At 48.2% G+C, this 26,931-nt stretch carries 28 protein-coding genes and 7 pseudogenes; 21 read left to right on the top strand and 14 right to left on the bottom strand.

The window, feature by feature from the left end:
• Window positions 1-139: 139 nt before the first annotated feature.
• From ACD630_RS13865 to ACD630_RS13845, 5 genes and pseudogenes are all read left to right on the top strand, one after another.
• On the top strand, window positions 140-1,213 hold the full coding sequence (locus ACD630_RS13865) for a transposase (protein ID WP_430359387.1): 1,074 nt from the start codon (window positions 140-142) through the stop codon (window positions 1,211-1,213).
• Window positions 1,214-1,391: 178 nt separating this feature from the next.
• Window positions 1,392-1,994: pseudogene (locus ACD630_RS13860) on the top strand (IS110 family transposase); the annotation flags it as partial.
• A gap of 253 nt (window positions 1,995-2,247) precedes the next feature.
• Window positions 2,248-2,448: pseudogene (gene hspQ, locus ACD630_RS13855) on the top strand (heat shock protein HspQ); the annotation flags it as partial.
• A gap of 97 nt (window positions 2,449-2,545) precedes the next feature.
• The gene (locus ACD630_RS13850) at window positions 2,546-3,586 is read left to right on the top strand and encodes an IS481 family transposase (RefSeq protein WP_430359386.1); all 1,041 of its coding nucleotides are present in this window, start codon (window positions 2,546-2,548) and stop codon (window positions 3,584-3,586) included.
• A 58-nt stretch (window positions 3,587-3,644) separates the two neighbouring features.
• Window positions 3,645-3,764 (top strand): annotated as a pseudogene (locus tag ACD630_RS13845) (heat shock protein HspQ); the annotation flags it as partial.
• Window positions 3,765-3,800: 36 nt separating this feature from the next.
• Here the strand turns inward: ACD630_RS13845 and ACD630_RS13840 are convergent.
• On the bottom strand, window positions 3,801-4,214 hold the full coding sequence (locus ACD630_RS13840) for a CoA-binding protein (protein WP_430359385.1): 414 nt from the start codon (window positions 4,212-4,214) through the stop codon (window positions 3,801-3,803).
• A 434-nt stretch (window positions 4,215-4,648) separates the two neighbouring features.
• On the opposite strand from ACD630_RS13840, the gene ACD630_RS13835 reads away from it, so the two are divergent.
• A complete protein-coding gene (locus ACD630_RS13835; RefSeq protein ID WP_430359384.1) occupies window positions 4,649-5,299 on the top strand; it encodes a DUF2057 family protein in 651 nt (216 codons plus the stop codon).
• Window positions 5,300-5,442: 143 nt separating this feature from the next.
• A complete protein-coding gene (locus ACD630_RS13830) occupies window positions 5,443-5,901 on the top strand; it encodes a methylglyoxal synthase (RefSeq protein ID WP_430359383.1) in 459 nt (152 codons plus the stop codon).
• A 41-nt stretch (window positions 5,902-5,942) separates the two neighbouring features.
• Here the strand turns inward: ACD630_RS13830 and helD are convergent, their stop codons facing one another.
• Complete coding sequence (gene helD / locus ACD630_RS13825; protein ID WP_430359382.1) at window positions 5,943-7,997, bottom strand: DNA helicase IV; 2,055 nt, start codon at window positions 7,995-7,997, stop codon at window positions 5,943-5,945.
• Window positions 7,998-8,222: 225 nt separating this feature from the next.
• Between helD and ACD630_RS13820 the strand changes: the two genes are divergently transcribed.
• Both ACD630_RS13820 and yccS read left to right on the top strand, forming a co-directional pair.
• Entirely contained in the window at window positions 8,223-8,669 is a 447-nt protein-coding gene (locus ACD630_RS13820; RefSeq protein ID WP_430359381.1) for a YccF domain-containing protein, read from the top strand.
• Between the two features lie 20 nt (window positions 8,670-8,689).
• Window positions 8,690-10,819 (top strand): YccS family putative transporter, encoded by a 2,130-nt coding sequence (gene yccS, locus ACD630_RS13815; protein ID WP_430359380.1) that lies wholly within the window; start codon window positions 8,690-8,692, stop codon window positions 10,817-10,819.
• Window positions 10,820-10,932: 113 nt separating this feature from the next.
• Here the strand turns inward: yccS and ACD630_RS13810 are convergent, their stop codons facing one another.
• Window positions 10,933-11,550, bottom strand: a complete 618-nt coding sequence (locus tag ACD630_RS13810; protein ID WP_430359379.1) for a TfoX/Sxy family DNA transformation protein — start codon at window positions 11,548-11,550, stop codon at window positions 10,933-10,935.
• A 221-nt stretch (window positions 11,551-11,771) separates the two neighbouring features.
• Between ACD630_RS13810 and sulA the strand changes: the two genes are divergently transcribed.
• From sulA to ompA, 3 genes are all read left to right on the top strand, one after another.
• Window positions 11,772-12,281 (top strand): SOS-induced cell division inhibitor SulA, encoded by a 510-nt coding sequence (sulA, locus tag ACD630_RS13805; protein ID WP_430359378.1) that lies wholly within the window; start codon window positions 11,772-11,774, stop codon window positions 12,279-12,281.
• A 235-nt stretch (window positions 12,282-12,516) separates the two neighbouring features.
• Window positions 12,517-12,639, top strand: a complete 123-nt coding sequence (locus ACD630_RS13800; protein WP_430359377.1) for a hypothetical protein — start codon at window positions 12,517-12,519, stop codon at window positions 12,637-12,639.
• A gap of 1 nt (window position 12,640) precedes the next feature.
• Window positions 12,641-13,720 carry a porin OmpA gene (gene ompA / locus ACD630_RS13795; protein WP_430359376.1) on the top strand — a complete coding sequence of 360 codons (1,080 nt, stop codon included), beginning with the start codon at window positions 12,641-12,643 and terminating at the stop codon, window positions 13,718-13,720.
• 91 nt (window positions 13,721-13,811) lie between these two features.
• Here ompA and matP read toward each other — a convergent pair whose 3' ends face one another.
• A complete protein-coding gene (matP, locus tag ACD630_RS13790; RefSeq protein WP_430359375.1) occupies window positions 13,812-14,285 on the bottom strand; it encodes a macrodomain Ter protein MatP in 474 nt (157 codons plus the stop codon).
• A gap of 213 nt (window positions 14,286-14,498) precedes the next feature.
• Here matP and ACD630_RS13785 point away from each other — a divergent pair, with 213 nt between their 5' ends.
• Complete coding sequence (locus tag ACD630_RS13785; RefSeq protein ID WP_430359374.1) at window positions 14,499-16,226, top strand: AAA family ATPase; 1,728 nt, start codon at window positions 14,499-14,501, stop codon at window positions 16,224-16,226.
• Between the two features lie 90 nt (window positions 16,227-16,316).
• Window positions 16,317-16,835, top strand: coding sequence for a bifunctional 3-hydroxydecanoyl-ACP dehydratase/trans-2-decenoyl-ACP isomerase (gene fabA / locus ACD630_RS13780; RefSeq protein ID WP_430359373.1), 519 nt, complete (start codon window positions 16,317-16,319; stop codon window positions 16,833-16,835).
• Here the strand turns inward: fabA and ACD630_RS13775 are convergent.
• Window positions 16,813-17,454: a tellurite resistance TerB family protein gene (locus ACD630_RS13775; protein WP_430359372.1), complete on the bottom strand. Its 642-nt coding sequence runs from the start codon at window positions 17,452-17,454 to the stop codon at window positions 16,813-16,815. The genes fabA and ACD630_RS13775 overlap by 23 nt on opposite strands.
• Before the next feature lie 28 nt (window positions 17,455-17,482).
• Here ACD630_RS13775 and ACD630_RS13770 point away from each other — a divergent pair, with 28 nt between their 5' ends.
• Together ACD630_RS13770 and ACD630_RS13765 are read left to right on the top strand one after the other, a co-directional pair.
• A complete protein-coding gene (locus tag ACD630_RS13770) occupies window positions 17,483-17,818 on the top strand; it encodes an IS630 transposase-related protein (RefSeq protein ID WP_430359371.1) in 336 nt (111 codons plus the stop codon).
• A gap of 15 nt (window positions 17,819-17,833) precedes the next feature.
• Window positions 17,834-18,295 carry an IS630 family transposase gene (locus tag ACD630_RS13765; RefSeq protein ID WP_430360046.1) on the top strand — a complete coding sequence of 154 codons (462 nt, stop codon included), beginning with the start codon at window positions 17,834-17,836 and terminating at the stop codon, window positions 18,293-18,295.
• Window positions 18,296-18,470: 175 nt separating this feature from the next.
• Here ACD630_RS13765 and ACD630_RS13760 read toward each other — a convergent pair whose 3' ends face one another.
• From ACD630_RS13760 to ACD630_RS13730, 7 genes and pseudogenes are all read right to left on the bottom strand, one after another.
• Entirely contained in the window at window positions 18,471-19,184 is a 714-nt protein-coding gene (locus ACD630_RS13760) for an oligogalacturonate-specific porin KdgM family protein (RefSeq protein WP_430359370.1), read from the bottom strand.
• Window positions 19,185-19,644: 460 nt separating this feature from the next.
• Window positions 19,645-20,445, bottom strand: a pseudogene (locus ACD630_RS13755) (IS256 family transposase); the annotation flags it as partial.
• Between the two features lie 21 nt (window positions 20,446-20,466).
• Window positions 20,467-20,739, bottom strand: a complete 273-nt coding sequence (locus ACD630_RS13750; protein WP_430360045.1) for a transposase — start codon at window positions 20,737-20,739, stop codon at window positions 20,467-20,469.
• Between the two features lie 80 nt (window positions 20,740-20,819).
• Window positions 20,820-21,287: an IS630 transposase-related protein gene (locus tag ACD630_RS13745; protein ID WP_430359369.1), complete on the bottom strand. Its 468-nt coding sequence runs from the start codon at window positions 21,285-21,287 to the stop codon at window positions 20,820-20,822.
• A gap of 35 nt (window positions 21,288-21,322) precedes the next feature.
• A pseudogene (locus ACD630_RS13740) lies at window positions 21,323-21,733 on the bottom strand (transposase); the annotation flags it as partial.
• Window positions 21,734-22,101: 368 nt separating this feature from the next.
• The gene (locus ACD630_RS13735) at window positions 22,102-22,761 is read right to left on the bottom strand and encodes a hypothetical protein (protein WP_430359368.1); all 660 of its coding nucleotides are present in this window, start codon (window positions 22,759-22,761) and stop codon (window positions 22,102-22,104) included.
• 65 nt (window positions 22,762-22,826) lie between these two features.
• Complete coding sequence (locus tag ACD630_RS13730; protein WP_430359367.1) at window positions 22,827-24,053, bottom strand: exo-alpha-sialidase; 1,227 nt, start codon at window positions 24,051-24,053, stop codon at window positions 22,827-22,829.
• 419 nt (window positions 24,054-24,472) lie between these two features.
• Here ACD630_RS13730 and ACD630_RS13725 point away from each other — a divergent pair, with 419 nt between their 5' ends.
• Together ACD630_RS13725 and ACD630_RS13720 are read left to right on the top strand one after the other, a co-directional pair.
• Entirely contained in the window at window positions 24,473-24,682 is a 210-nt protein-coding gene (locus ACD630_RS13725) for an excisionase (RefSeq protein WP_430359366.1), read from the top strand.
• 35 nt (window positions 24,683-24,717) lie between these two features.
• Window positions 24,718-25,029 (top strand): hypothetical protein, encoded by a 312-nt coding sequence (locus ACD630_RS13720; protein ID WP_430359365.1) that lies wholly within the window; start codon window positions 24,718-24,720, stop codon window positions 25,027-25,029.
• Here the strand turns inward: ACD630_RS13720 and ACD630_RS13715 are convergent.
• Complete coding sequence (locus ACD630_RS13715; RefSeq protein WP_430359364.1) at window positions 24,965-25,141, bottom strand: hypothetical protein; 177 nt, start codon at window positions 25,139-25,141, stop codon at window positions 24,965-24,967. The genes ACD630_RS13720 and ACD630_RS13715 overlap by 65 nt on opposite strands.
• Before the next feature lie 47 nt (window positions 25,142-25,188).
• A pseudogene (locus ACD630_RS13710) lies at window positions 25,189-25,897 on the bottom strand (IS256 family transposase); the annotation flags it as partial.
• Between the two features lie 32 nt (window positions 25,898-25,929).
• On the opposite strand from ACD630_RS13710, the gene ACD630_RS13705 reads away from it, so the two are divergent.
• The 3 genes and pseudogenes from ACD630_RS13705 to ACD630_RS13695 all read left to right on the top strand — a co-directional run bounded on the left by ACD630_RS13705 (window position 25,930) and on the right by ACD630_RS13695 (window position 26,873).
• A complete protein-coding gene (locus tag ACD630_RS13705) occupies window positions 25,930-26,292 on the top strand; it encodes an IS630 transposase-related protein (RefSeq protein ID WP_430358381.1) in 363 nt (120 codons plus the stop codon).
• Window positions 26,219-26,752: pseudogene (locus ACD630_RS13700) on the top strand (IS630 family transposase). The gene ACD630_RS13705 and the pseudogene ACD630_RS13700 overlap by 74 nt, the downstream one beginning before the upstream one ends.
• Entirely contained in the window at window positions 26,664-26,873 is a 210-nt protein-coding gene (locus ACD630_RS13695; protein WP_430359363.1) for a hypothetical protein, read from the top strand. The pseudogene ACD630_RS13700 and the gene ACD630_RS13695 overlap by 89 nt, the downstream one beginning before the upstream one ends.
• Window positions 26,874-26,931 lie beyond the last annotated feature (58 nt).

The raw sequence follows: 26,931 nt of genomic DNA, 5'->3' as shown, positions 1-26,931 counted from the left end.
TGATGCCCGCCTTAACCGGCATTATAGCCAAGCGACATTATTTTGATAACAATTAGCTGTATTTTTTGCCACATATCAGGGCATTGGCGGTAATCATTTTTAAGTCGGTTGGCTATATCAGCGTCTGGTTAAGCAACACATGACTCCCACAGCACCATTGGCGTCAGCCATTAAAGACCTTACCTGCGCGCAGAAAACAACATTCGCCACTACTCAGGCCGTTTGGCGTTTTTTTAATAATGAACGTATTAGCTTCAGTCAGCTCAATGAACCGATTATTTCGCTGGCTCTCCGGCAGGTTGCACTTAGCCCGCATCCATACGCTCTCGTTGTTCACGACTGGTCTCATTTACAGTTTCGTACCCACAATGGGAAAGAAGAACGTTTGAAAATGACGCATGGTGGCGACGTCGGTTATGAACTACAAACCAGCCTACTGCTTGATGCTGCAAATGGTTTACCAATAGCGCCCCTGTCTCAAACTCTAACCGATAGGGCAGGTTGTCGTTCAACGCTAACCGAGGGCTTGTCTGAGAGTCTGACTCATATGGATGCTTTGACGGCTGATATCGCCCGCGTTGAGTCTCTTGATACCGGGAAGAAGTTAGTTCATCTCATTGACCGTGAAGGTGACTCTATCGGGCATATGCGCACATTAAGCTCTCAGGGAATATGTTGGCTTATCCGGGGAAAGGAAGGGCATCGGGCCGAGTGGGGCGGTGACACCCGTAAAATTGGTGAAATTGCAGACGATCTGCCATTTATCGCAAACGGACAGGTTGGCTGGAAAGGGAAAAAAGCCAATATGGAGATCGGGGAAACATCCGTGATCATAACGCGAACAGCAAAACCGAAGCGGAAAGACAAGAACACCGGACGGCGAGTGAAAGTTCAGCTAGGCGTAGCTCTGACACTCAGATTAGTTGTGGTTCGCCTTACCGATACTCACGGTAAATTTATCGGACGCTGGACGCTGCTCACAAACGTTAGCAACGAGATCACCAGCGCGGAAGTCGCTCGCTGGTATTACTGGCGCTGGGGTATTGAATCCTTTTTTAAGCTGCTAAAAGGTGCCGGTCATGATGTAGAAAAATGGCTTCAGCGCAGTGCTGGTGCCCTGCTACGCAGGTTATTGATAGCTAGCATGGCATGTGTGCTGGTATGGCGGCTGCAACGCGCTGAAGGAGACGACAATGCGGCAGCCGTCAGTTAATTTGCCGATTATCCGGACGACAACAAAAACGAGGGCGTAAAGAAAGCGCCCCAGCGCTGCTTGCCGGACTATCCATCCTGCTAAATACCTTGACGTTATTAGCAGACTATACCCCGGAAGAACTTGCCCACTTAGCTATGGTGGTTTTTAACCCTTTATGATGTGTAGATACCTATGCCATAAAGGTCGGGCAGCGATGGACAGGGAGCTACCGGCTGCACTGGAGCGGCTGAAAACGAAGCTGCAGCCGTATCTCATCACCGTGCTGGAAGACCTGTACAACAGACTGAGTGAGCTGGACATGCTGATAGATGGCCTTGAAAAACAGCTTAACAATGTGGCGAGACAGAATGAAACCTGTAAGCGGCTGATGGAAATTCCCGGTGTGGGACCATTAATCGCTACAGCGGCGGTTGCCACCATGGGAGAAGCATCCGCGTTTAAATCAGGGCGAGAGTTCGCTGCTTATGTCGGTCTTGTACCGAAACAAACGGGTTCAGAAGGGAAAGTTCGCCTGCTGGGGATAAGCAAACGCGGTGACACTTATTTGCGAATGCTGTTTATCCACGGAGCAAGGGCTGCTTCATTAGTGGCGAAAGAGCCGGGACCATGGATAACAGAACTGAAAAAACGGCGTCCGACCAGTGTGGCTATCGTGGCGATGGCAAACAAGCTGGCGCGAACTGTGTGGGCGCTAGCCGCCCATGAGCGTAAGTACGACAAAAATCATGTCAGTATCAGGCCCTATTACTCGCTGATACCGATAACTATTTACTCTTAAAAAGGGTGAAGGGTGAATGCTGAAAGGTTGCTATAGCGGCCAGAGTGATGACAAAGACGATAAGAGCGTGACCTGATAAACCTGAATATTTCCTTGGACATAAAGTCCGTCAGGAGAATAAGGCTCAGGTCAGCGAATCTCATAGTGGCCCGCAGCACTGTGACTGCAACAAGGCCGGATACAGAGCTGCAACTACTCGTCAATGTCAGAACAACGGAAGCCTTGCAAACGGGGAGGCGTTCATACAGGCATTATGATTATCTGTAAATTTGGTATTGGAGAACAGATTCGTAATAAACTGCTGGGATACCCTAGTGTCGTGATTGATATCGATCCTGAATACTCGCTGGTAAGCCCGGCGTGGAAGGAACTGGATGCCCACGATACGCTGCGCTCTTCACCTTGGTATCATGTTGTGATGGAAGATGAACAAGGACAAGCCATTCATATGTATTAGTCGCGACTAGATCTGACACTGGACCTTGAAAGGTTGAGAGTTACCGGTTTTGATATGGGTGTCTAATCCTTAAACAAAACGCGAGGTAACTCTCATGCTTCATACTAACAATCCCATTATCAAACACAAAGTCGGCCTGCTCAATCTCGCCGAAGAACTCGGTAACGTATCAAAAGCCTGCAAGAGCATGGGCGTGTCACGCGATACATTTTACCGTTATCAGGAACTGGCTGCTGAAGGCAGCATTGATGCGCTGGTTAACCAGAACCGCCGGGTTCCGAACCTGAAGAACCGCGCCGACGAAACCACTGAACGCACGGTTGTTGATTATGCTATTGAGTTCCCGCCCCATGGGCAGCACCGGACCAGTAATGAGCTGCGTAAAAAAGGCGTGTTTATCTCCGGCAGCGGCGTGCGCTCCATCTGGCAACGACACGACCTGGAGAACTTCCGTAAACGCCTGAAGGCGCTTGAGGAAAAGGTCGCCAGAGAAGGCATTGTCCTTACCGACGCTCAAATCGCAGCCCTGGAGAAGAAGGCGCACGATGATGAGACCTGCGGTGAAATCGAGACGGCACATCCCGGGTATCTGGGCTCGCAGGACACCTTCTACGTGGGCAATCTGAAGGGGGTGGGCCGTATCTACCAGCAGACGTTCGTGGATACGTACTCGAAAGTGGCGCACTGCAAGCTGTATACAAATAAAACACCGCTCACCGCCGCCGACCTGCTCAATGATCGCGTACTCCCGTTCTACGAGGCTCAGGGACTGCCGGTGCTGAGAATACTGACCGACAGGGGTACGGAGTACTGTGGTAAAGTGGAGCAGCATGATTATCAGCTTTATCTGGCTATCAACGATATCGAGCATACGAAAACGAAGGCGATGTCTCCGCAGACGAACGGCATCTGCGAGCGCTTCCATAAAACCATTTTGCAGGATTTTTATCAGGTTACGTTCGGCAAGAAGTTATATGGAGACCTGGAAAGCCTGCAGGTAGATCTGGACAACTGGTTGTGGCATTACAATAATGAGCGAACTCATCAGGGAAAAATGTGCTGCGGGCGTACGCCGATGGTCACTTTACTCGATGGAAAACGGATCTGGGCAGAAAAGAATCTGAACCAGATGTAATCTGACAGACACCTGTATAAATAATGGGTAACTGTCAGATCAGGTCTGAGCTAGTACAATTCATACCTATCTGGCGGAAGCTCAGTTGATGCAAGAAGCGCCCGATAATAACAGACACTCTTCTCTGGATGAGCTTGCTAAAGAGATCAAGCAGCGAGCGCCTCGCTTACAGCATTAATGCCGGCCGCGATGGCCAGCATTAAGTGCAGACCTGTTACTTGGAGAGGCCCAGGCGTGGAATCTCGATTTTCGGGCAGCGATCCATCACCACCTCCAGTCCGGCATTTTTTGCCAACATCGCCGCCTGCTCGTTTATGACGCCAATTTGTAACCACAGCACTTTTGCACCAATGGCGATGGCTTCTTTAGCCACCTCGTAAGCGGCCTCTGACTGGCGAAAGACATCGACCATGTCCACCTTGGCAGGAATATCGACAAGTGACGCATAAACCCGTTGACCATGGAGTTCTTGCCCTGCCAATTTAGGGCTGACGGGGATCACGCCATACCCTTGCTCTAATAAATATGCCATCACACCATAGCTGGGACGAGAGACTTTTTCACTGGCACCGACCAAAGCAATCGTTTTTACCCTCTCCAACACCGATTTAATCTCTGCATCCTTCATTGTTGTTACCTCGTATTGCATGGACTCTTTTAGGATTTGTTGAATAAATAGATTTTATGCTGGCAGCCCAGTGAAACGACGGATCCTCGCAACGTAAAATCATGCAGTTAGGCCTCATGAGAAAAGTGTACACCTGAGATGACAAGCATTTTCAACCAAAACTGGCATGGAAAAACAGCATGATTACCTATTATTCAACAAAGTCACTCTTTTACAGTGTACACCACTGCGCCACCTTATTTTTGTCTTCCATTGCCGACAAGTCGGGTATTCAATCTGGCATCCTCAAACGTAGAATTGTCAGATAAACAAAGCAGTAAACGCACAAGGGGAGCAAATCATAACAGCGATAAAAACTGTTAAAAAATGAAAACTTTGACACATTTAGCCAAATACTCAACAATGGCGCGTTAAATAATGCCGGAGGAAAGCTGATGAAATTGTACCGTGTTTTAGTACTGCTTTTCTTCGTCACGAGCAATATAGCCAGCTCTGCCACCACCCTAAAATTACACCAGGATATTGAACTGCTTGCCGTCGATGGGCAAAAAGTGTCCAGCTCACTGTTAAAAGGTGCCGATAGCCTGGAACTGGACAATGGTCAGCACCAAGTGCTGTTTCGGGTGGTGAAAATTATTTCCTCCTCTGGCGGTGAAAAACGCACTTATTCATCGCCGCTGTTGTTGTCTGCATTCAATATGCGTAATAAGGACATCATTACCATCCAGTTGCCCGCACTCGACACGCCAAAAGCCCGAGAGCGTTTCGATCTCGATACCCACTACCAGCTCGTGGATAATCACAATAACCCTATCAGCGCACACCTTGACAGGCTTGAACTGAGCAATGATGAGCTCACTCACAAGCTGGAACCCATTCTGGCACAGTACAATGCCGCCAATAAAAATGCATCCATAACCGCCTTTATGTCGCCCAAGCAAAACGCTAAAACCTGGCCTGAAAATAATGCAGCCAATACTCAGGACAGCATTGATCTCTTTCTTATCCTCAAATACTGGTTTTGGCAGGCAGATAAAGACACGCAGGATCGCTTTCTCAAATGGGCAAAGGAAAAGGACAAGTAATAAAATCGCACCGCTGTTTTGATTATTTTAACAGCAGTTGCATCAATGCGTTGGTTGTTAGTCGCATTTTTTTCATCTACATCTTTTCAGGGAAATAGTGTTCTCGTAATCTGTGTTTATTATTCTGATGAAAGGACGTAAACATGGAGCTCACAACCCGTACTATTCCTGAACATAAGCACATTGCTTTAGTGGCGCACGACCACTGTAAGCAAGCTCTGCTGGATTGGGTGAGTACTCACAAGAACACGCTGTCTGAACACCACCTTTACGCGACAGGCACCACGGGGAACCTGATCCAACGCACCACCGCGCTTCCAGTCAAGAGCATGCTGAGCGGCCAGATGGGCGGAGACCAGCAAGTCGGAGCCTTGATTTCGGAAGGAAAAATCGATCTTATGATCTTCTTTTGGGACCCACTGAACGCGGTTCCGCACGATCCTGACGTCAAGGCTCTGCTTCGCTTGGCTACCGTCTGGAATATTCCGGTCGCAACCAACCGTTCCACCGCTGACTTTTTGGTTAACTCAGCCCTTTTTAAACAGCCCGTTGAGATCGCCATTCCTGACTACCAACGCTATCTGAATGAGCGTCTGAAGTAACGCGGCGCATCAGCGCTACCCGGTTGCTGGCAGCGCTATTATTAAGGTTTCCTCTGAAGCGGCACACCGATACGCTGTAATTGTTCAACAAAGACAGACGGTGCGTCACGATCGTAGAGCAACAAGACCCGGTGTTTCGCACGGGTTAGCGCCACATAAAGTAAACGACGTTCTTCCGCATCAGCAAAAGGTTCCGGCTGGGGTAACAAGACCTGCTCCAGCAAACTTTCACGCGGCAAGGCGGGGAAGCCTTCTTTGCCATCGTTCAATCCCACAATCACCACATAGTCAGCCTGCTGCCCCTTGCTAGCATGGATTGTCATAAACTCAATAATCAGGTTTGGCCATCTCACACTCGCTTTATCCAGCATGGCTGGCCGCAAATGGTGATAACGCGCCAGCACAAGAATACGCTCATCAGGCGTGACGTAACTGCTGAGCTTATCGAACAACGCTTCCAACTGTGTTTCAGGCAGCAGCATGACCGCTTTTTTATCGCCAGCGCGCAAGCTGTTAAGAGGCTTCTTTAACTGATGCGGATTCTGCTGCACAAAGGTATTGGCAATCTCCCCAATACGATCGTTAAAGCGATAGGTCGTATCCAGCGCACAGCGCTCACCGCGCCCAAAGTGATGCTCAAATGCCGTAGTCAGCGTCAGTTCAGCGCCACTGAAACGGTAAATCGCCTGCCAGTCATCACCGACAGCAAAAAGGCGGGTACGCAGATTTTGCCTGCGCAGCGCGGCCAACAATTGCGCACGCTGGGGAGAAATATCCTGAAACTCATCGACCAGAATATGCTTCCAAGGACTGATAAAGCGCCCTTTATCCAGCAAATTTACCGCCTGATGGATCAGGCCAGAGAAGTCCACCGCGCCTTCTTCTTTCAATGCTGCTTTCCATGCCTTAAGCAAAGGGGCCATCAAGCGTAAACCACGTTGCAATCGCGGGCGCTGCTCATCATCCGCCAGCGCCAGCATGTCATTTTGGCTCCCGCCCTGCATACGCATTAGCCCGAGCCAGCGGTCCAAACGACCACTCAGCCGCGCTGCCAGACGCGCATCTAGCCAGAACTCGCCGTCAGGCACATCCCACGCCATCTCCTCGCTCAGCCACTCCCGCCATCCTTTGGCTTGCGCTTTCTTCTCCGCACACTGCTGCTGCCAGGTTTTAATCAGCAGTTCATGTCGTAGCGCGCCATTGCTTTCCAATCGGCTGATAACCGGTGCTTTGCGCGTAGCGTGCTGAATAATATGCAATGCCAGCGCATGGAATGTTTTGGCCTGTACAGCGTCGGTGTGTAAGCACGCCTGTATACGTTCATTCATCTCCTGCGCGGCTTTGCGGCCAAAGGCAAGTAACAAGATTTGTTCCGGCATCGCTTCGTTTCGGTGCAGCAACCAGGCGGCGTGCGCCACTAATACGGACGTTTTTCCACTGCCCGCCCCCGCCAGCACTAATACGGAATCTTCACCATTGATGACGGCGCGACACTGCGAAACATTAAGCGGAGTAGTTTCAACGCCGTCAAAAAACGCCTGCTCTGAGGAGAGCGTTTTCTCCATCCAAGTTTGGTTACAGACGGTTCTGCACAACTCCCCCTCAGCGAGCCACTGCTGACAAAGGGTGTAGCTGTTACAACAATTCACAAACCCCGCCAGCCTTGCGACAGGCAACGGCAAGGAAGAGAGCGTTGCGCGGATGTCTGCCTGTAACTCAGTCAAAGCCTGATGTGAAATCCACCCATGATGGTTCGCCATTTGCTCAATATCGGTGACCTGGCACTGTAACGCGTCGGCACACACTGCGCTCATGTCGTCACTCCATTGACGCCACATTTTCATCAGATAGCGGTAGAACTGCTGAGTTTCCTGCCATTCGGTGCCATGCAGTCGCACCACCTGGTTTTCTGGTAGCGCAAACTCCAGTTCCCCCCATACCAGCCCACGCTTGCATTGAATATCCAGCAACTGGTTAAAGGGAATGACATACTCGTGTTTCTCACCGCTCACCTGAACGCCCGCATTGAGCAGCTTCACCCGATTGTAGGGGTGTTGCGCCAGATGTTTGCCTAAAGAGGTTGCTTTCAGTTCCATTTTCGTTACGCCATGAAAAAAAAGGCTTTTCGGTAGTTTATCTGCGACACAGACCCCTTCTCCAGTGTTAAAACACGTTAGGATATCCCCGCGCTTGATGTAATATTCTTTCTGATGACATCATACGCGATGTGTGCCGAAGCAATGCCATGAGATGTCTGTATTTTGTAATGATAGATGCCCTATTTACGAGACCTTCGCTACGCCTGACATCATGGAGCAACAATGCGAGCCGTATTGAACATTCTTAATTTTGTGCTGGGTGGATTTTTCACTACGCTGGCATGGTTTATTGTAACGCTAATCAGCATTGTTCTGATTTTCACATTGCCACTGACCCGATCATGCTGGGAAATCAACAAGCTATCGCTGTTCCCTTACGGCAATGAGGCTGTTCACATCGATGAAGTAGAGCCTGAGCGTAAAAATGCCGTATTGAGCGCTGGCGGGACAGTCCTTAATGTCTTTTGGTTTATTCTTTTCGGATGGTGGCTGTGTATATCGCACATTGCCAGCGGCATTGCGCAATGCCTAACGATTATCGGTATTCCTGTCGGGATCGCCAACTTCAAACTGGCAATCATCGCGCTGTGGCCTGTAGGTCGTCGCGTGGTGTCCATTGAAGAGGCACAGGCGATACGTGAAAGAAACGCGCGCCGTCGCTATCGCTAACCGTCGGTAAGGAACAGACGTTGTTGACATTCATCTCAGGATTCCAGCGTTACCTATACAATAGCGGTTGGTTGTACAACGCGCGTATTTTTATTGCCTTAGGCGGCGGCGCATTGCTGCCCTGGTGGATGGGCCAACCTACTACTACCATTCCGTTAACGCTCGGGGTAGCGGCCGCTGCGCTGACCGATCTCGACGATCGGCTAACCGGCAGATTGCGCAATTTGTTTATTACGCTACTTTGTTTCTTTATAGCGTCTGTATCCATAGAACTGCTTTTTCCTTACCCGTGGTTATTCGGCATCGGTCTGGCCTTTTCAACGGCAGGATTTATTCTGCTCGGTGCATTGGGTCAGCGCTACGCCACTATTGCTTTTGGTGCTCTGTTAATTGCTATTTACACCATGCTGGGCGTGTCCCTGTATGACAATTGGTATCAACAGCCGCTTTTGCTGCTCGCGGGGGCGTTGTGGTACAACCTGCTTACATTGTTGGGGCATGTTGTTTTTCCCATTCGTCCTTTGCAGGACAGTCTGGCTCGCTGCTTTGAGCAGCTTTCCCACTATTTGGATGCCAAAGCGACACTGTTTGATCCCGATATTGATGATTCGACCGATAACCCATTGATCGATGTGGCACTGGTTAACAGTGATGTGGTGGCAACGCTCAATCAAGCCAAAGCCTCTTTGTTAACCCGGTTACGCGGCGATCGCGGACAACGCGGCACTCGCCGCACGCTGCATTACTATTTTGCAGCACAAGATATTCACGAACGCGCCAGTTCCTCGCACGTGCAATACGCTCAGTTACGTGAAACCTTTCGCCACAGTGATATTCTTTTTCGTTTTCAACGTTTACTGACGATGCAGGCACGCGCCTGTCGTCAATTGGCGCAATCCATTCTGTTACAGCAAAAATATCAGCACGATGGACGTATCGAACGGGCGTTTGTTTATCTGGATGCCGCACTGCATGCCTTTTTTGCCAAAGATGGCGCAAATCCAACCCAAGGAAAAGCATTACGCCACCTGCTGAATAATCTGCGTGCCATTGATACCCAGTTAATGAATATCGAATCAGAGCAATGGCTGGAATCGCAACAACAGATGGAAGAAAGTCTGGCTGATGATGGGCTGACCGGCTGGAGTGATATTCGGCTGCGCATCAGTCGTCATTTTACACCGCGTTCAGCCTTGTTTCGCCACGCTATCCGTATGTCTGCCCTGCTCTGCGGGGGGTATGCGCTTATTCAACTGACACACATGCAGCACGGCTATTGGATTCTGCTCACCAGCCTGTTTGTGTGTCAGCCAAACTACAATGCAACACGACGGCGTTTGGCGCTGCGTATTATCGGGACGCTGGCAGGCATACTGATTGGGATTCCGGTACTCTATTTTGTTCCCTCGCTTGAAGGACAAATCACACTGATTGTTATCAGCGGTGTGCTGTTCTTTGCCTTTCGCAACGTACAATATGCCCATGCAACCCTGTTTATTACCCTATTGGTTTTGCTCTGCTTTAACTTGCTGGGAGAGGGTTTCGAAGTGGCAGGGCCACGCATTCTGGATACACTGATTGGCTGCGCCATTGCCTGGGCCGCTGTCAGTTTTATTTGGCCGGACTGGCGTTTTCGCGGTTTACCTGCGGTCATCGATAAAACCACCAATGCCAATTGCCGTTATCTGGATGCCATTCTTGAACAATATCATCAAGGTAAAAGCAACAGTTTGCGTTACCGTATCGCGCGCCGCGATGCGCATAACAGCGACGCGGAATTGGCCTCTGTCGTCGCGAACATGTCTTCTGAACCCCATGCCATCAGGAATACGCTCGATGATGCGTTTCGCTTTATGTGCCTTAACCATACGCTGCTGAGCTATATTTCTACACTCGGTGCCCACCGAGAAAAGCTGGTGCTGCCGCAGACGCTACAACTTCTGGATGACGCTATTTGCTATATTGATGCAGCATTGCACCATCCTGACATTGATGTGCAAACACAGCGAGAGGGGTTGTTGGCACGTCAACAGCAGGTACAGCAACTTGCCCCCGATCCAGACAGCAAGGAGCAACTGGTCTTGCAGCAAATTGGTCTGATCATCGATGCCTTGCCAGAACTGACGCAGTTGAAGGGAACCATCCGTTAAAAGAAACTATCCGGTGATAGTACACACGGTCAAAATGGTGCAGAGAAGACGCGAAGCATAAAAACATATAGCGCGGCATCATTGCCTTTGAAGATACCGCGCAAGTTGACGTTTCAGGTTTTAGGCAACGGCGCTGAATGGTGTTTATACCATTCAATCAGCTCGTTTCTTACCCCTTTCGGTAAAGCGGCCTGATGCGTTCTGCAAATCGCGCCCGCCAACGCCAGTAAAATATTCACACTGGCATGTTTACTGACAGCTTTTAACCTCAAGTAGCTCTCCTTTGCACCGTGTTGTTGCAGCTCGTCAGCATTTCTGATTCCCGCCTTCCATAACATTCGCTCAAGATCGTGATTCAGATTGGGCAAATCCTTTAACCGTGTGCAGTGCTCACGCTCTGATTTGTCCTGTTCTGCGCCCTCAAGCGACATTTTGGCCAGCTGCAGCAGCTGAGTCGGTTCCTCCCATAAGACCTCCCCCACCAGATAGTAACTCAACGGAACGGGCATGCCCCGTTTGGTATAAACTAGGTGCGGCATATTCAGTGCAAGGAAATGAGGCTCACAGCGCTTGTTCGCACGTAAATAAAGCTCTCCGTTGGATATAAGGCCAAAGATCGTTTTATTTGCCGCGATGCTATAACCGCCAAATTGAGAACGGGTGGTAATTTCTCCCAATGAGGAGAAAGAAATTTTTGACTGCAAAATCCTTTTTTTGCATAACTGATTCATACAACACCCTTTAGTATTGAAAATCAATCCTCTGTCTGTATATGTGTTCTTAACGTGTTAAAGCAATTAATCACAAGCTTGCTAAGGCTTCAAACACAAAATGTGATCTCCGCCCACTGCCATTCCAATTATGCGAAGCGCTTCCCAAAAAAGCAGGTTGATTTTCATCTATAGTCGATACACTGTATACACATACAGTAATGCTAAGGATGAAACCCATCATGCGTGCGCACTCTATTCGTTCAGAATGTCATCAGCCAGCCTCACTGCACAGCGCCCCGATACCACGGCACACTGTTGCGGGATACGGCAGCGGTATCATCAGCGAAATCGACTACAGTGTTGAGCCCCCAATGACAACGCTTCTGTTACTTCCCCTTTTGCAACAATTAGCCGCGCAATCACGCTGGCTACTGTGGCTGGCCCCACAACAAAAAATTAGTCGCCACTGGTTACAGCAATCGGGTTTACCGCTGGATAAAGTTATTCAACCTTCTCACCTCAATCCCAATGAAACCGTGGATGCCATGGAAAAAGCACTGTTAACGGGAAATTACAGCATTGTCTTATGCTGGCTTGAGCACCATTTGACAGAAGAAGAAAGTATGTGTTTGAGGCAAGCTGCCCAAAAAGGAAACGCCTACGGGTTTATCATGAGACCACAGTGTATAAACGGAGAAGAGGATGGACTATTTTCTCGCCTAAAAATTCATTCAACACTGTACCATTAAGTAAATTAAGAGTTTTCTCATCTGCGTGTCGCCATCCTGATGTGTTTGACGCTAAAACCACGGATAAGCAGGTGTGATGCGCGTCGACCATTACGGATAAACGTTGCGATTCGCCAAAATAAACTATTATTTGTTAGGAAGTATGTATAAAACGCTGTTTTTTCTACAAGGCAGTTCATATCGTACTTGTAACTTTCGTATCACGTTGTAGACTTTAACGCGCTGGGGTTGCTCTTTGCATAATGCCAGTTGGCTGGCATTAAGTTATAAATTAAGAGCAGTGGCTTCAGTCAAGGATTTAACCAAAGGCCTGTTGGCATTAATGCTGATTGCCGGTTTGGATGATAATGAGGAGTAAAATGAAAAAAACAGCAATCGCAGTGGCACTGGCTGGCTTCGCTACAGTAGCACAAGCAGCCCCCAAAGAAGAAACCTGGTACGTTGGCGGTAAACTGGGTGTTTCCCTGTTCCATGATACCGGTTTCTACGGTAATGCTTTCGAAGGTATTAACAATAACCCAGTCAAGAGCAAACTGGGCGCAGGCGCATTCGTCGGCTATCAGGCAAACCAATATCTGGGCTTTGAATTAGGTTATGACTGGCTGGGCCGTTTGAAATATTCAGGTTCTCAGAACAGTGCAGCTGACAGTGCCGCTTTCAAAGCTCAGGGAGTTCAGTTGGCCGCGAAATTAAGCTACCCGGTAATGCAAGATCTGGACGTATACACTCGTCTGGGCGGCATGGTATGGCGTGTTGACGCTAACGGCAAAAATGGCACTACTCAGCTGAGCGACAGCGACACTGGCGTGTCCCCACTGGCTGCTGTCGGTATCGAATATGCTTTCGATCGTGACTGGGCTGCTCGCGTTGACTACCAGTGGACCAACAACATTGGCGATGCTGGCACCGTTGGTGCACGTCCGGATAACCTGCTGATGAGCGTTGGTGTTTCCTACCGTTTCGGTCAGGGCGATGCTCCGGCACCAGTTGCAGCACCAGCACCAGTTGCAGCACCAGCACCAGTTGTAGAAACCAAGCGTTTCATACTGCGTTCTGACGTTCTGTTCAACTTCGCTAAAGACACACTGAAACCAGAAGGTCGTCAGTCTCTGGACCAACTGTACAGCCAGCTGAGCAATCTGGCTCCTAAAGATGGTTCTGTTGTTCTTCTGGGCTTCACCGACCGCATCGGTTCCGTAGAAGCTAACCAGGCGCTGTCTGAACGTCGTGCTCAGAACGTCGTGTCTTACTTGGTATCCAAGGGTATCCCGGCTAACAAGATCTCTGCGCGTGGCATGGGTAAATCCAACCCGGTTACCGGTTCTACCTGCGATAACACGAAACCGCGTGCAGCGTTGATCGACTGTCTAGCACCGGATCGTCGCGTTGAGATCGAAGTTAAAGGCATCAAAGACGTCGTTTCTCAGCCTCAGGCTTAAGTTATTCGTTTCTGAATAACCTTATACTGATAAAAAACCTCGCGATTGCGAGGTTTTTTTTACTTCCTTTTTTTGAAGAATTCTTTTTCGATCAGCTGTTTTTTATGTTTCCATCGTCTTGAGACAAGATCGCTTTCAGATCCTGTTTTAGCAATGACATTTGAGTCGCATAACGCTCTTTTGACTCAGCATCTTCAATCAATTGCACTACGGTTTCAGACAGCGTCGCATTACGACGGGTTGCCAATGCCGCCAACCGTTGCCAAACCAGATATTCAAGATCGATAGATTTTTTGCGCGTGAGTTGGCTTTCGGCATTGAAATGGCGCTTACGGCGTGCACGTATCGTTTGCTTGAGACGATTTTCCAACGCGGGGTTCATGCACTGTTTAATCCAAGCAAGCACTAGCACCGGTTGGTTCTCCATTTTTAGCAACGCGTCTACCGCATCATCAGCCGCACTTTGCTCAATGAAGCGCGTAATGGCTTCACCTTCCCGGTGTTTTTTCACCAGATATTTCCATTTCCAACCGCACTCAAGATTCTCTAACTGTTGATATTTCATGATAAATTCTTCAGTGACCGCGTAACGCTTACCTTAGCATAACAGTTTTTAGTCAACTTTCCTCTCAGGGCTCGCGTTTTTGCCATGAACGTCAAGAGATGGCGTCATCACACATCAATTATCTATTTCCATAACGTTCCAACACTTCGTCTGTGCAGCAGGTATTATTCTTGTATAATCACGCTCTTCACTCAGACAACTACCTTTGATACTTTGACCAATAACCAACTTGCATGGCAGCATCTGCTGCCCGACCATACGCCTTACCAGTCTCTGTTCGATCGGGCAGACAAGCTTGAATCGCTGGATTTTGCTGCACTTCAGCCCCGACTGGCGGATAGCCTGAAGGTATTTTGCCATCCGCGCTCACCGTCACCCTATATGTTGGTGAAGGCAGAAGAGACCCATGCTTACCTCGCACTTATTACAGGGGCGGTAAGGCATCTGTGCCCACCGATCTCAGCCCCTCGCGGTAGCTGTTATAGTATTGAACACGATCTGGTTGAGATTCAACCGGCGCAACAACTTGACGATAATTTTGCGGCCCAGCAGGCATGCGAATTCCAGGCATGGATCGAAGCAGAACAGTTATTCGGCTGTGTCCGTTATTTTCAGGAACGCATTAGCCTGCAACCCGGCTTATTACACCGTATCAATGGCGGCACGTTGATCCTGACCGCACGAACCTTGTTAGCACAGCCATTGCTGTGGTTACGCCTAAAACAAATTATCGCAGAAGGCCAATACCATTGGCTTTCACCTGATGAAAGGCGTCCTTTACCTCTCGCCATTCCGCCGATGCCCATGAACATTCGGTTGATCGTGGTCGGCGATCGCGAAAGCCTTGGCGATCTACACGATATTGAACCCGACCTGCGTGACCTGGCCGTTTACGGTGAATTTGAATCCAAATTGCCGCTGATTGACGAAGATGATATGTCGCGCTGGTGTGCATACATTAATGCATTATGCACCGCCAATCATCTCCCCTTGCTCGCGGCAGATGCCTGGCCTTCATTGCTGCAATTAGCTGTACGTTACAGTGGCGATCAGGGCAGCCTGCCGCTTTGTCCTCAATGGCTTACGCATCAGCTCAAGCACATTGCCATTTACGCTCAGGATGCGCATATCACCGCTCAAACCATCACTGAGGCGATCGCAGCCCAACGCTGGCGAGAAGGCTATCTGGCAGAGCGTATGCGTGACGAAATTGAGCTGGGGCAGATAGTGATAGAAACCGAGGGCGAAGTCGTTGGTCAAATTAACGGACTCTCGGTACTCGAATATCCCGGTCATCCGGTGGCATTTGGTGAGCCCACTCGCATTAGCTGTGTGGTTCACCCTGGCGATGGCGAATTTACCGATGTCGATCGCAAAGCAGAATTGGCAGGTAATTTACACGCCAAGGGCATGATGATCATGCAGGCATTTCTAATTTCCGAACTGGAGTTGGAACAACAGTTGCCTTTCTCTGCATCGCTGGTGTTTGAGCAGTCCTACAGTGAAGTTGATGGTGACAGTGCGTCGCTGCCAGAACTGTGCGCATTAATCAGTGCGTTGTCGCTACAACCGATCAATCAGCAACTCGCGATCACCGGCTCGGTCGATCAGTTTGGCCGCGTGCAACCCATTGGCGGTGTCAATGAGAAGATTGAAGGCTTCTTTGAAATTTGTCAGCGACGAGAACTCACTGGCAATCAGGGTGTCATCATTCCAGCGGCCAATCTTCGTCACCTGAGTCTAAATGCTGATGTGGTTGAGGCCGTTCGATCCGGACAATTCCATATCATTCCAGTGGAAACGGTGCCGGAAGCCATCACGTTATTAACCAATATGCTCTATGACGATGAACAACAGCCGAATCTGTTGGGCTTGATCAAAGAGCGTATTGCGCAATTCTCACCGCCGGAGCGACGCCGCTTCCCGTGGTTTTTTCGGTGAAAAACTGGTTTAACCAGATGTTTCTGGGTTGCTCAGCTTACAGGTGTAAGCTAACCTGCGTGCTTCACTAGAATAAGGCTTACTGAGAATATGGTAGATAAACGCGAATCTTATACGAAAGAAGACCTTCTTGCCTCTAGCCGCGGTGAACTGTTCGGCCCTCAAGGCCCACAGTTGCCTGCCCCGAACATGTTGATGATGGACCGTGTTGTCAAAATGACGGAAGACGGCGGTAATCATGGCAAAGGCTACGTCGAAGCAGAATTGGATATTACTCCTGACATGTGGTTCTTTGGTTGCCACTTTATCGGCGATCCGGTAATGCCTGGCTGCCTGGGATTGGATGCCATGTGGCAGTTGGTCGGGTTCTATCTGGGCTGGCTGGGCGGTGAAGGTAAAGGCCGTGCGCTGGGTGTAGGTGAAGTGAAATTCACCGGTCAGGTATTGACAACGGCTAAAAAAGTCACCTACCGTATTCACTTCAAGCGCGTTATCAATCGCCGTTTGGTGATGGGAATTGCCGATGGTGAAGTGTTGGTTGATGGCAAGCAGATCTATACCGCTGACGAATTAAAAGTGGGCCTGTTCAAAGATACCACCTCGTTCTAATCGCTACATGTGGATGGTTTTCCCCACCGTCCACGTTCTCTCCGTTCAGCGACAATGCAGCTCGCGCTGTCTGCACTTCATTACTGATCGACGCGCAAACGTCTGCTGGGATTTTCAGTTCCTGTGCCAGAGCATTGAGGTAGCTTTTCTCCATAAAGTGGTCGACATCAATCACCGCACAACTTAAGAAGTAGACCTCCAGCGCTTCGTCCTCATTCTTAACTCCATTCGCTAACAGTGCAGGATCCAGCGGTTGGTTGATAGCGTCTTGTATCCAGGTTTCAGCTTCTGCACCCATTTGAAGTTCATGAACGTTCTCTTTTATGTGTTGCTGCTCTGTGGCATCAATATGCCCATCACTCTTGGCCGCAAACATCAATGCCATGATCAAACGGCGGGCGCGCGCATTGTCGCTGGATGACTGAACACCAAAATCTGCATCCTCGACGTGGGTATCGCGTACACGCTTTTTGTATTGGTTAAAGAGCATGACGCCAGCAGCAGCGCTTCCAGCAATGATCAAGGCATTTTTGCCCAGAGACCCCAGCATCTTTCTTGTGGATTTGTTCGCCAACAGCACCCCTGCCAACCCACCAAACGCCGCAGGTTTTATAGCCAAACGACTCAATTTTGATTACATTATTTAAATGAGCTATTCAATTGATTTTAGACGTAAAGTGATATCTACACGGGAAGAAGAAGGGTTGAGTATCCGAGAAACAGCGAAGCAATTTCGGATTGGCCCTGCCTCTGTATCGCGTTGGATTAATCAAATAGCATCAAAAGCATCGACCACACGTCAGCGAAAGAGCGATAAATCCGAGTTGATAAAAGATGTTGAACCATATCCAGATGCTTACCAAAAAGAACGTGCAGAGCGTTTTGGCGTTTGTCAGAAGGCCATTTGGCAAGCTCTTAAAAAGCTGGGATTGACCTATAAAAAAACGCTACGTCATCCGAAAGCCGACGGAAGCGCCCGGTAAGCATTTCAACAAAAAATACAACAGTATGAAAAAGAAGGTAAACCCATTGTTTTTATTGATGAAAGTGCTTTTCCACACGATACCCCACAGACTCACGGCTATTCCCCAAAAGGTCAACGGTGTTTTGGCCTGAAGAACGGGGGAGCCAAGGGAAGAACAAATGTTATCGGCGCGTTATTAGGCACAACGCTGTTTGCTATCGGATTATTTGATATCAATATTAACAGCGATGTTTTCTATTCCTGGGTCACACAAGTCCTTATCCCAGTACTCCCTAAAAACAGGGTAATCGTGATGGACAATGCAACTTTTCACAAAAAACATAATATTCAACAAGTCATCATCGATGCAGGGTATATGCTGGAGTATTTGCCTACATATTCGCCAGATCTTAACCCCATTGAGCATAAATGGGCACAAGCAAAAAAAGAGAGTGGTTGCGATACAGAGATTTTGTTCTCAGTCCATATGGTGTAATCAAAATTAAGTCGCTTGGCTATAACCTTGCTGAATCCTACCGTTTGCCTGGCAGACGTTAAAATCTTGCTGGAAAGTGTGAAAGCATGCGCGATGCAGTTACTAAAAGCGTAGCGATCTTAAAAATAAAAGCCGACAGCATTTCTGTTGTCGGCTTTTTTACGCTCACAATATATCAGAAACTATACTGAATCCCGATCCGATAGCGTGTTTGCCGATGATTCCCTTTGTCTACCGCGGGGACATTACCGACAGCAAGGTAAGGGCGCCAATTTTTATCCCATTGATAGCTCAATTTAAAATCATGGCTAAACGCATATTTCTTGTTTTCTGACGGGTCGGCCTTTTGTTCGTTGGAATTTTGATAATCCAGCTCATATTCAAACGTATAGTCATTAAGAAACTTATACTCCATCGTCGACGTTAAATTATAACCTTTTTCGGATGTTTGTTTCTGGGTTCCAATGTTTTTACTGATTCGTTTATAATAAGGGCGATAGGTCAGCGATATGGAGAAATCGTCGGTAATATTGGTCTTGCCGCGCAGATAAGGGCGATAGCTATTGTAGTCGGCAGTCGACTCCAACGAAAACCCAGGTTCCAAAGAAAAGGTCTTGTTAATATCATACGTATAGCTCGCGACCACCTCCGTACCGCTGCTGACCCGTTCGCTGAACGGGCTTTTTTCCGATTTATCATTGGGATGTTGAGCCCAGCGCGCTTCTACTGATAGCCCAAAACCTTGCTCAAAAAGCGTGAAAAACTTAAAGCTATCATTGTGCTCTCCGTTTGATGAATCTTTAAATTCATGCTGATAATCAATGGCAGTAGCATGTGCGTTGAGTGTGACCAATGAAGCCATTGCCAACGTAACTAACTTTAATTTCATTATATCTCTCCGAGAAAAATAACATTAACGTCAACAACTCCGCAGACAAAAGCAACCCCAACCTTGTAAAGACAACAGTGTATGAATGTAATGCGCCAAGATATTGTGGCAGCAATTCAATATTAAAGAATGTTACATTTATGACTCGGCTAAGAATATAGTAGAATCCATACTTATAAAATAAACCGATAGGCAATAAACATGCAGGAAGAGATTTTTTCCAATCTATGAAAAAATTATGACTTATTTACTATTAACTTAACGGAGAATTTAATCTAATTTCCGATGAACGCGCTAATTTTTTCTAACAGTATTGAATAAATCAGAAAATTAATGAATCTAATACTCACTGTTGAGTAGGGAAGATTGAAACGATCCTATCAACCGCCAGCGAAGGCATTGAGAATATAATGGTTCTGATTTCGTGAGCCTGTTTAAGATTTTGTGTAAATGCCTTTCCTCAGAAGTGACCGTCAAGGCGGTCACCGAACTCGATAATAAAGCGACTCATTGCCATACGCCAGTCCTGTAAGGGCATCGTCCATTTCTGTGATGCCGCCTGGATTGCCAGCCATACGACCTTCTTCACCGAGTCATCAGTCGGGAACACCTTGCGTTTCTTGATTGCATGCCGGAGCACGCTGTTCAGTGATTCTATAGCGTTCGTCGTGTAGATTACCTTGCGAAGTTCCTGCGGGTACGAGAAGAATGTCGACAGGTTGGCACAGTTTGACTGCCAGCTCCGGCTTATCTGCGGATAGCGGTGATCCCATGTCCCACCGAACGTCTCCAGCGCCTGAAGCGCGGCCTCTTCGGTTGGAGCCTGATACACTGCTTTGAGGTCGCGTGTTACCGCCTTATAGTCCTTCCAGGCAACGAAGCGCAGACTGTTGCGTGCCATGTGCACGATGCACAACTGGATGCGGGCTTCCGGGTAGACCGTGTTGATGGCATCCGGGAACCCTTTCAGGCCGTCCACACAGGCAATGAGGATGTCGGTCAGGCCACGGTTTTTCAGTTCTGTCAGCACGTTCAGCCAGAACTTTGCGCCTTCATTTTCGGCCAGCCACATCCCCAGTAGCTCTTTCTGCCCTTCGATATTGATACCCAGCGCCAGGAACACAGACTTATTGATAACGCGCCTGTCCTGCCGGACTTTCAGAACGATACAGTCAAGGTAAACAATGGGATAAACCGCATCTAGGGGGCGATTTTGCCATTCAACAACCTGCTCCATAACGGCATCGGTGACCTTCGATATAGCAAAGCGACTTAATTTTGATTACACCATATGGACTGAGAACAAAATCTCTGTATCGCAACCACTCTCTCTTTTTTTGCTTTTTTCTTGTGCCCATTTATGCTCAATGGGGTTAAGATCTGGCCAATATGTAGGCAAATACTCCACCATATACCCTGCATCGATGATGACTTGTTGAATATTATGTTTTTTGTGAAAAGTTGCATTGTCCATCACGATTACCCTGTTTTTAGGGAGTACTGGGATAAGGACTTGTGTGACCCAGGAATAGAAAACATCGCTGTTAATATTGATATCAAATAATCCGATAGCAAACAGCGTTGTGCCTAATAAAGCGCCGATAACATTTGTTCTTACCTTGGCTCCTCAGTTCTTCAGGCCAAAACACCGTTGACCTTTTGGGGAATAGCCGTGAGTCCGTGGGGTATCGTGTGGAAAACCACTTTCATCAATAAAAACAATGGGTTTACCTTCTTTTTCATACTGTTGTTTTTTTGTTGAAATGCTTGCCGGGCGCTTTCGTCGGCTTTCGGATGACGTAGAGTTTTTTTATAGGTCAATCCCAGCTTTTTAAGAGCTGGCCAAATGGCCTTCTGACAAACGCCAAAACGCTCTGCACGTTCTTTTTGGTAAGCATCTGGATATGGTTCAACATCTTTTATCAACTCGGATTTATCGATCTTTCGCTGACGCGTGGTCAATGCTTTTGACGCTATTTGATTAATCCAACGCGATACAGAGGCAGGGCCAATCCGAAATTGCTTCGCTGTTTCTCGGATACTCAACCCTTCTTCTTCCCGTGTAGATATCACTTTACGTCTAAAATCAATTGAATAGCTCATTTAAATAATGTAATCAAAATTAAGTCGTTTATCTATACCAGGGCGGGTGAGACATCCGCGTCATACAGTTCTTTGAACGCAGCGGCAATTTCGCGGGTGGTCATCCCTTTGGCATACAACGATAAAATCTGGTTATCCATCCCGGAGATCCGGGTCTGATTCTTCTTCACCAGTTGCGGTTCAAAGGAACCATCACGATCACGTGCTGTACGCAGTTCCAGCGGACCCTCGCCGGTGGTAACAGTCTTTGTGGAGTAGCCATTGCGCGTGTTAGTTCCAGATTTGGACTGGGGCTTCTCATGCCCGAGGTGATGGGTCATTTCAGCATTAAGGGCAGCTTCAACGCTGATCTTTTTCAGCTGGCGATCAAACGGGTTGAGATCGTCAGGGGTTTTGAGATTTTTGGCCAGCTCGTTAGCTAGAGCCTGTAACTGTTTTTCGTCCATAAAGTAACCTGCTTTTGATGTTGGATTGAACATATCAAAATCAGGCAATTACACAATCTCGTGTACAGGCTCGAGCCATTTTGTCCCAGAGTTCATCACTGATCTGCCACCTGTTACCTACCATCTCTCCCTCCCCCCTCAGAAATTACCATCATTTATTAATGATAGTTCCTTTTGATTGGTTCTTAACCCAAAAAACAGTATATTACCCAGCCACGCCTTAATGCGCCAGAGCCCGTATAAAAGACCCGATGTTTATTTCTTCAGCATTGCTGGGTATAGCTAAGCGACATTATTTTGATAACAATTAGCTGTATTTTTTTGCCACATATCAGGGCATTGGCTGTAATCATTTTTAAGTCGGTTGGCTATACCTTCCTCAAGGCCTGTCGTAATTTCAACCGACGAATGAGTACCACATGGCAACCGATCCACACCCAGATATCGAGAACTGCGTCCCATACATTGCCACTGGGCCAGCGGGTAATCGCAAACAGTAGCAACGCCAGCGCAATCCAGTTATACACAAGCATATGACGGTTTGTCAGGGCATGTCTTTCAATCGTACGGTCTTCTTGGTGACGTTTTTGTGCCCACACCGTGCAGCAATGTGCTAAGCCACCTAGCAGAGCTACGAGCGCACACACGACCCATAGCGTATAGTTACTGAATCCAAGATCGAAGAGCGGTATATCAAAAATAGCAGGCCAGAGGTTGAGCGTGTCTAACCACAGAGCCCAGCCGAGTAACACGCCACATAGCGCCAAGGGAAAATCGACACGTGGTTTCGAGACAGCACATCCAATCTTAGTTCGTGTTTGCCAAGCATACCACGCGCTGTTAAGCCCCCAAACGAGGGAAATCAAGCTTGGTGTTTGAAATGCTAAGGCTAAATACGCTGTCCAGCCACGTGTACTGGGCCAAAGCACTGAACTGCCGACCAGTACGGCGAAGACGATTGCCCATATGGGGGAAGCCTGCCAACGGCGGCTTAGTACAAGCGTTATGCGCAATGCCAGTACTGCCATGATGCACGCCCAAGAAGCTGCGACCCAAATGGGTAATGTTGAGCGTAAAGGTAAGACGGGTAGATTCATGGTTGCACCTGTTGGCACTGAACACGCAGGCACATAAAGGCAATGGCACGTCGTTGATCTGTGTAAGTCAACCATACATCGAATGAATATGAAGAGAGTGCAGATTTCGTCTTATCCGTCGCTCGGGTAACTAACATGGTAGGGTAGGAATACTCACTGCCTGCTTGGCCTTGCTGCAATACCTCAGAGTCCCATGGTTTCCTCAAACCATTCAGACTATTTATCTGACTAAGCATCAACATCGAACGACCTTGCGGCACTGGGTTATACGCTACCAACCATTCGCCCGATGGTAACTGTACCGTGGCAACAGAGGAATTGGGGTTGCCCACCGGTGCGTCAGGTAGATCATGCCAATGTGCACCCGCATCATGCGTTTCGCTCAAGGCCAAGCGTTGAGCCGGACCATCGCTGCGCATGAAGGCTATCGCATCGGTAGGTGACTTTGTGACAATACTCGGTTGCAGTACATCATGGCGTCGTGACATGCGCCTCACATGATGTAACTCGCCTTGTGGTCCGACCTTTAGTGCTAAGGCGTATTTGATACCAAGCTCAAAATAGAGTGGTAACAAGGCGCCACCATCATTTAATGGCTGTGGTAAGGCACGAACCAGCACGCTGGTGTTGAACAAGGCTACGAGTGGCGTGAGTGGCAGAATGCGTTCGGCAGTGAACTGGAAAGGTTCCTGTTCGCGCAGGTGTACCACGCGTGATGCGGCCCATCCGCCGAAACCTGTCGCTACAACATACAAGTGCATCCGTCCCGAAGCGTCGCGCCAAACCATAGGGTTACCAATGCGGCGTATTGCCACCCCGAGTTCAGCCTGTAGTGTTTGGCGCGTTGTCACCGATTGTGCAGTGCGCCATTTCTGTTGAACTTTGTCATATAGCGACATGGTAATGAATACATCGGGTGCACTCTCGTGTGAGCCTGCAAACCAAAACGCCGCTAGCGAATATGGGGCACGCGGCAGAGAAGGGGAGTCCTGTAAGGCGGTGAGTGTACTGGCATGTGCGGACGAAACGCCCTCAGGCATGGGCAGTGTACCTTTATCAATGATACGTATTGGGCCGCAAACGTTACCCTCAGACGTGGTATTCTCGATGGGAAACAGCACCGGTGTGGTCTCTGTGTGCGTTGAAGGTACATCAATGTAATGCCATAGAGCATCGGCACAAATACTTAGTAATAACATTAAGCTTATAGTAAGGACGTTCATGAATGTGTTCTTTAACTAGCTGTTATTGATATCGCTACACCAAAAGCCTTGTGGCACAAGGGATAATCAGCTTTTTACACCGAAAGCCGTTTATATCAAGGCTTAGAAGTTGTAGTGATGAGTAACATACTAATAACACATGATTATCAAATGATCTACTATTTGGAACAGTTATTTAGATAAATAGGTTAAGTGGCTGATAAACGGATACCGAAAGCTTATCGATATCCTCGAACAGGCGGGCAAGCCTCTACGACCTACTCTAGCACATTAGTCAAGACTGTTCAGCCTGAAATCACCTTCATCACCGCACACCCTGTCGGCAACCTTCACTGTACCGTTTCTGAGATTCACAAATTCCCCGCCTGCCCGCCGTCATGACGAACGGCGCAGTGGCTTAATTTTAGCAGAGGTCAATTATGGCATACATCACCTTATCCGAGTGGAATCGGCGGGAACCCCGTCCGCGTTGTATGGAAACCGTCAGGCGATTGTTCAGGAGCGGAATGATTTTTCCAGCACCGATACGAGATGGACACGAGTACCTGGTTGACGAAAATGCCTGCAAGCTCACCCAGAACAAAAACATTGGCCCATCCAGCGCCCTTCACCCCACCCTGTTATCATAGGTATCTACACATCTTTTGCAATATCTGCTATTACGTTGCTGCATGATCTCAACTTATCCATCGGCGGGATTGATGCCCGCCTTAACCGGCGTTATCAGTGTCTGGTTAACCAACACATGACTCCCCCAGCACCATTGGCGTCAGCCGTTAAAGACCTTGCCTGCGCGCAGAAAACAACATTCGCCACTACTCAGGCCGTTTGGCGTTTTTTTAATAATGAACGTATTAGCTTCAGTCAGCTCAATGAACCGATTATTTCGCTGGCTCTCCGGCAGGTTGCACTTAGCCCGCATCCATACGCTCTCGTCGTTCACGACTGGTCTCATTTACAGTTTCGTACCCACTGATAGGACGTGAGATATAGCCAAGCGACTTAATTTTGATTACACCATATGGACTGAGAACAAAATCTCTGTATCGCAACCACTCTCTCTTTTTTTGCTTTTTGCTTGTGCCCATTTATGCTCAATTGGAGCCTGTTTAAGATTTTGTGTAAATGCCTTTCCTCAGAAGTGACCGTCAAGGCGGTCACCGAACTCGATAATAAAGCGACTCATTGCCATACGCCAGTCCTGTAAGGGCATCGTCCATTTCTGTGATGCCGCATGGGTTGCCAGCCATACGACCTTCTTCACCGAGTCATCAGTCGGGAACACCTTGCGTTTCTTGATTGCATGCCGGATAGCGGTGATCCCATGTCCCACCGAACGTCTCCAGCGCCTGAAGCGCGGCCTCTTCGGTTGGAGCCTGATACACTGCTTTGAGGTCGCGTGTTACCGCCTTATAGTCCTTCCAGGCAACGAAGAGCAGACTGTTGCGCACCATGTGCACGATGCACAGCTGGATGCGGGCTTCCGGGTAGACCGTGTTGATGGCATCCGGGAACCCTTTCAGGCCGTCCACACAGGCAATGAGGATGTCGGTCAGGCCACGGTTTTTCAGTTCTGTCAGCACGTTCAGCCAGAACTTTGCACCTTCATTTTCGGCCAGCCACATCCCCAGTAGCTCTTTCTGGCCTTCGATATTGATACCCAGTGCCAGGAACACAGACTTATTGATAACGCGGCTGTCTTGCCGGACTTTCAGAACGATACAGTCAAGGTAAACAATGGGATAAACCGCATCCAGGGGGCGATTTTGCCATTCAACAACCTGCTCCATAACGGCATCGGTGACCTTCGATACCAAGGCGGGTGAGACATCCGCGTCATATAGTCAAGCGACTTAATTTTGATTACATTATTTAAATGAGCTATTCAATTGATTTTAGACGTAAAGTGATATCTACACGGGAAGAAGAAGGGTTGAGTATCCGGGAAACAGCGAAGCAATTTCGGATTGGCCCTGCCTCTGTATCGCGTTGGATTAATCAAATAGCGTCAAAAGCATCGACCACGCGTCAGCGAAAGAGCGATAAATCCGAGTTGATAAAAGATGTTGAACCATATCCAGATGCTTACCAAAAAGAACGTGCAGAGCGTTTTGGCGTTTGTCAGAAGGCCATTTGGCAAGCTCTTAAAAAGCTGGGATTGACCTATAAAAAACTCTACGTCATCCGAAAGCCAACGAAAGCGCCCGGCAAGCATTTCAACAAAAAAACAACTGTATGAAAAAGAAGGAAAACCTATTGTTTTTATTGATGAAAGTGGTTTTCCACACGATACCCCACGGACTCACGGCTATTCCCCAAAAGGTCAACGGTGTTTTGCCCTGAAGAACGGGGGAGCCAAGGGAAGAACAAATGTTATCGGCGCTTTATTAGGCACAACGCTGTTTGCTATCGGATTATTTGATATCAATATTAACAGCGATGTTTTCTATTCCTAGGTCACACAAGTCCTTATCCCAGTACTCCCTAAAAACAGGGTAATCGTGATGGACAATGCAACTTTTCACAAAAAACATAATATTCAACAAGTCATCATCGATGCAGGGTATATGGTGGAGTATTTGCCTACATATTCGCCAGATCTTAACCCCATTGAGCATAAATGGGCACAAGCAAAAAAAGAGAGAGTGGTTGCAATACAGAGATTTTGTTCTCAGTCCATATGGTGTAATCAAAATTAAGTCGCTTGGCTATATGTGGCAAAAAATACAGCTAATTGTTATCAAAGTAATGTCGCTTGGCTATAATCGAGATTATCTTTGGCGTGGAACAGATAAACGGCAATCAAGTAATCGTAGGTAAATTTGAGCCTGTACACGAGATTGTGTAATTGCCTGATTTTGATATGTTCAATCCAACA

Origin of the sequence: Symbiopectobacterium sp. RP, from assembly GCF_050472005.1 — a bacterium.
Lineage (GTDB): Bacteria > Pseudomonadota > Gammaproteobacteria > Enterobacterales > Enterobacteriaceae > Symbiopectobacterium.
Note: the sequence above shows the minus strand (reverse complement) of the source record. Positions and strands in the feature narration are given on the sequence as shown.

What these genes read in the sequence shown, in the direction of transcription:
- ACD630_RS13865 (WP_430359387.1), top strand. Translation starts at nt 140, where the DNA reads ATGACTCCCACAGCACCATTGGCGTCAGCCATTAAAGACCTTACCTGC.
- ACD630_RS13850 (WP_430359386.1), top strand. Translation starts at nt 2,546, where the DNA reads ATGCTTCATACTAACAATCCCATTATCAAACACAAAGTCGGCCTGCTC.
- ACD630_RS13840 (WP_430359385.1), bottom strand. Translation starts at nt 4,214, where the DNA reads ATGAAGGATGCAGAGATTAAATCGGTGTTGGAGAGGGTAAAAACGATT.
- ACD630_RS13835 (WP_430359384.1), top strand. Translation starts at nt 4,649, where the DNA reads ATGAAATTGTACCGTGTTTTAGTACTGCTTTTCTTCGTCACGAGCAAT.
- ACD630_RS13830 (WP_430359383.1), top strand. Translation starts at nt 5,443, where the DNA reads ATGGAGCTCACAACCCGTACTATTCCTGAACATAAGCACATTGCTTTA.
- helD (WP_430359382.1), bottom strand. Translation starts at nt 7,997, where the DNA reads ATGGAACTGAAAGCAACCTCTTTAGGCAAACATCTGGCGCAACACCCC.
- ACD630_RS13820 (WP_430359381.1), top strand. Translation starts at nt 8,223, where the DNA reads ATGCGAGCCGTATTGAACATTCTTAATTTTGTGCTGGGTGGATTTTTC.
- ACD630_RS13810 (WP_430359379.1), bottom strand. Translation starts at nt 11,550, where the DNA reads ATGAATCAGTTATGCAAAAAAAGGATTTTGCAGTCAAAAATTTCTTTC.
- sulA (WP_430359378.1), top strand. Translation starts at nt 11,772, where the DNA reads ATGCGTGCGCACTCTATTCGTTCAGAATGTCATCAGCCAGCCTCACTG.
- ompA (WP_430359376.1), top strand. Translation starts at nt 12,641, where the DNA reads ATGAAAAAAACAGCAATCGCAGTGGCACTGGCTGGCTTCGCTACAGTA.
- matP (WP_430359375.1), bottom strand. Translation starts at nt 14,285, where the DNA reads ATGAAATATCAACAGTTAGAGAATCTTGAGTGCGGTTGGAAATGGAAA.
- fabA (WP_430359373.1), top strand. Translation starts at nt 16,317, where the DNA reads ATGGTAGATAAACGCGAATCTTATACGAAAGAAGACCTTCTTGCCTCT.
- ACD630_RS13770 (WP_430359371.1), top strand. Translation starts at nt 17,483, where the DNA reads ATGAGCTATTCAATTGATTTTAGACGTAAAGTGATATCTACACGGGAA.
- ACD630_RS13760 (WP_430359370.1), bottom strand. Translation starts at nt 19,184, where the DNA reads ATGAAATTAAAGTTAGTTACGTTGGCAATGGCTTCATTGGTCACACTC.
- ACD630_RS13745 (WP_430359369.1), bottom strand. Translation starts at nt 21,287, where the DNA reads ATGAGCTATTCAATTGATTTTAGACGTAAAGTGATATCTACACGGGAA.
- ACD630_RS13735 (WP_430359368.1), bottom strand. Translation starts at nt 22,761, where the DNA reads ATGGCAGTACTGGCATTGCGCATAACGCTTGTACTAAGCCGCCGTTGG.
- ACD630_RS13730 (WP_430359367.1), bottom strand. Translation starts at nt 24,053, where the DNA reads ATGAACGTCCTTACTATAAGCTTAATGTTATTACTAAGTATTTGTGCC.
- ACD630_RS13725 (WP_430359366.1), top strand. Translation starts at nt 24,473, where the DNA reads ATGGCATACATCACCTTATCCGAGTGGAATCGGCGGGAACCCCGTCCG.
- ACD630_RS13715 (WP_430359364.1), bottom strand. Translation starts at nt 25,141, where the DNA reads ATGGGCACAAGCAAAAAGCAAAAAAAGAGAGAGTGGTTGCGATACAGA.
- ACD630_RS13705 (WP_430358381.1), top strand. Translation starts at nt 25,930, where the DNA reads ATGAGCTATTCAATTGATTTTAGACGTAAAGTGATATCTACACGGGAA.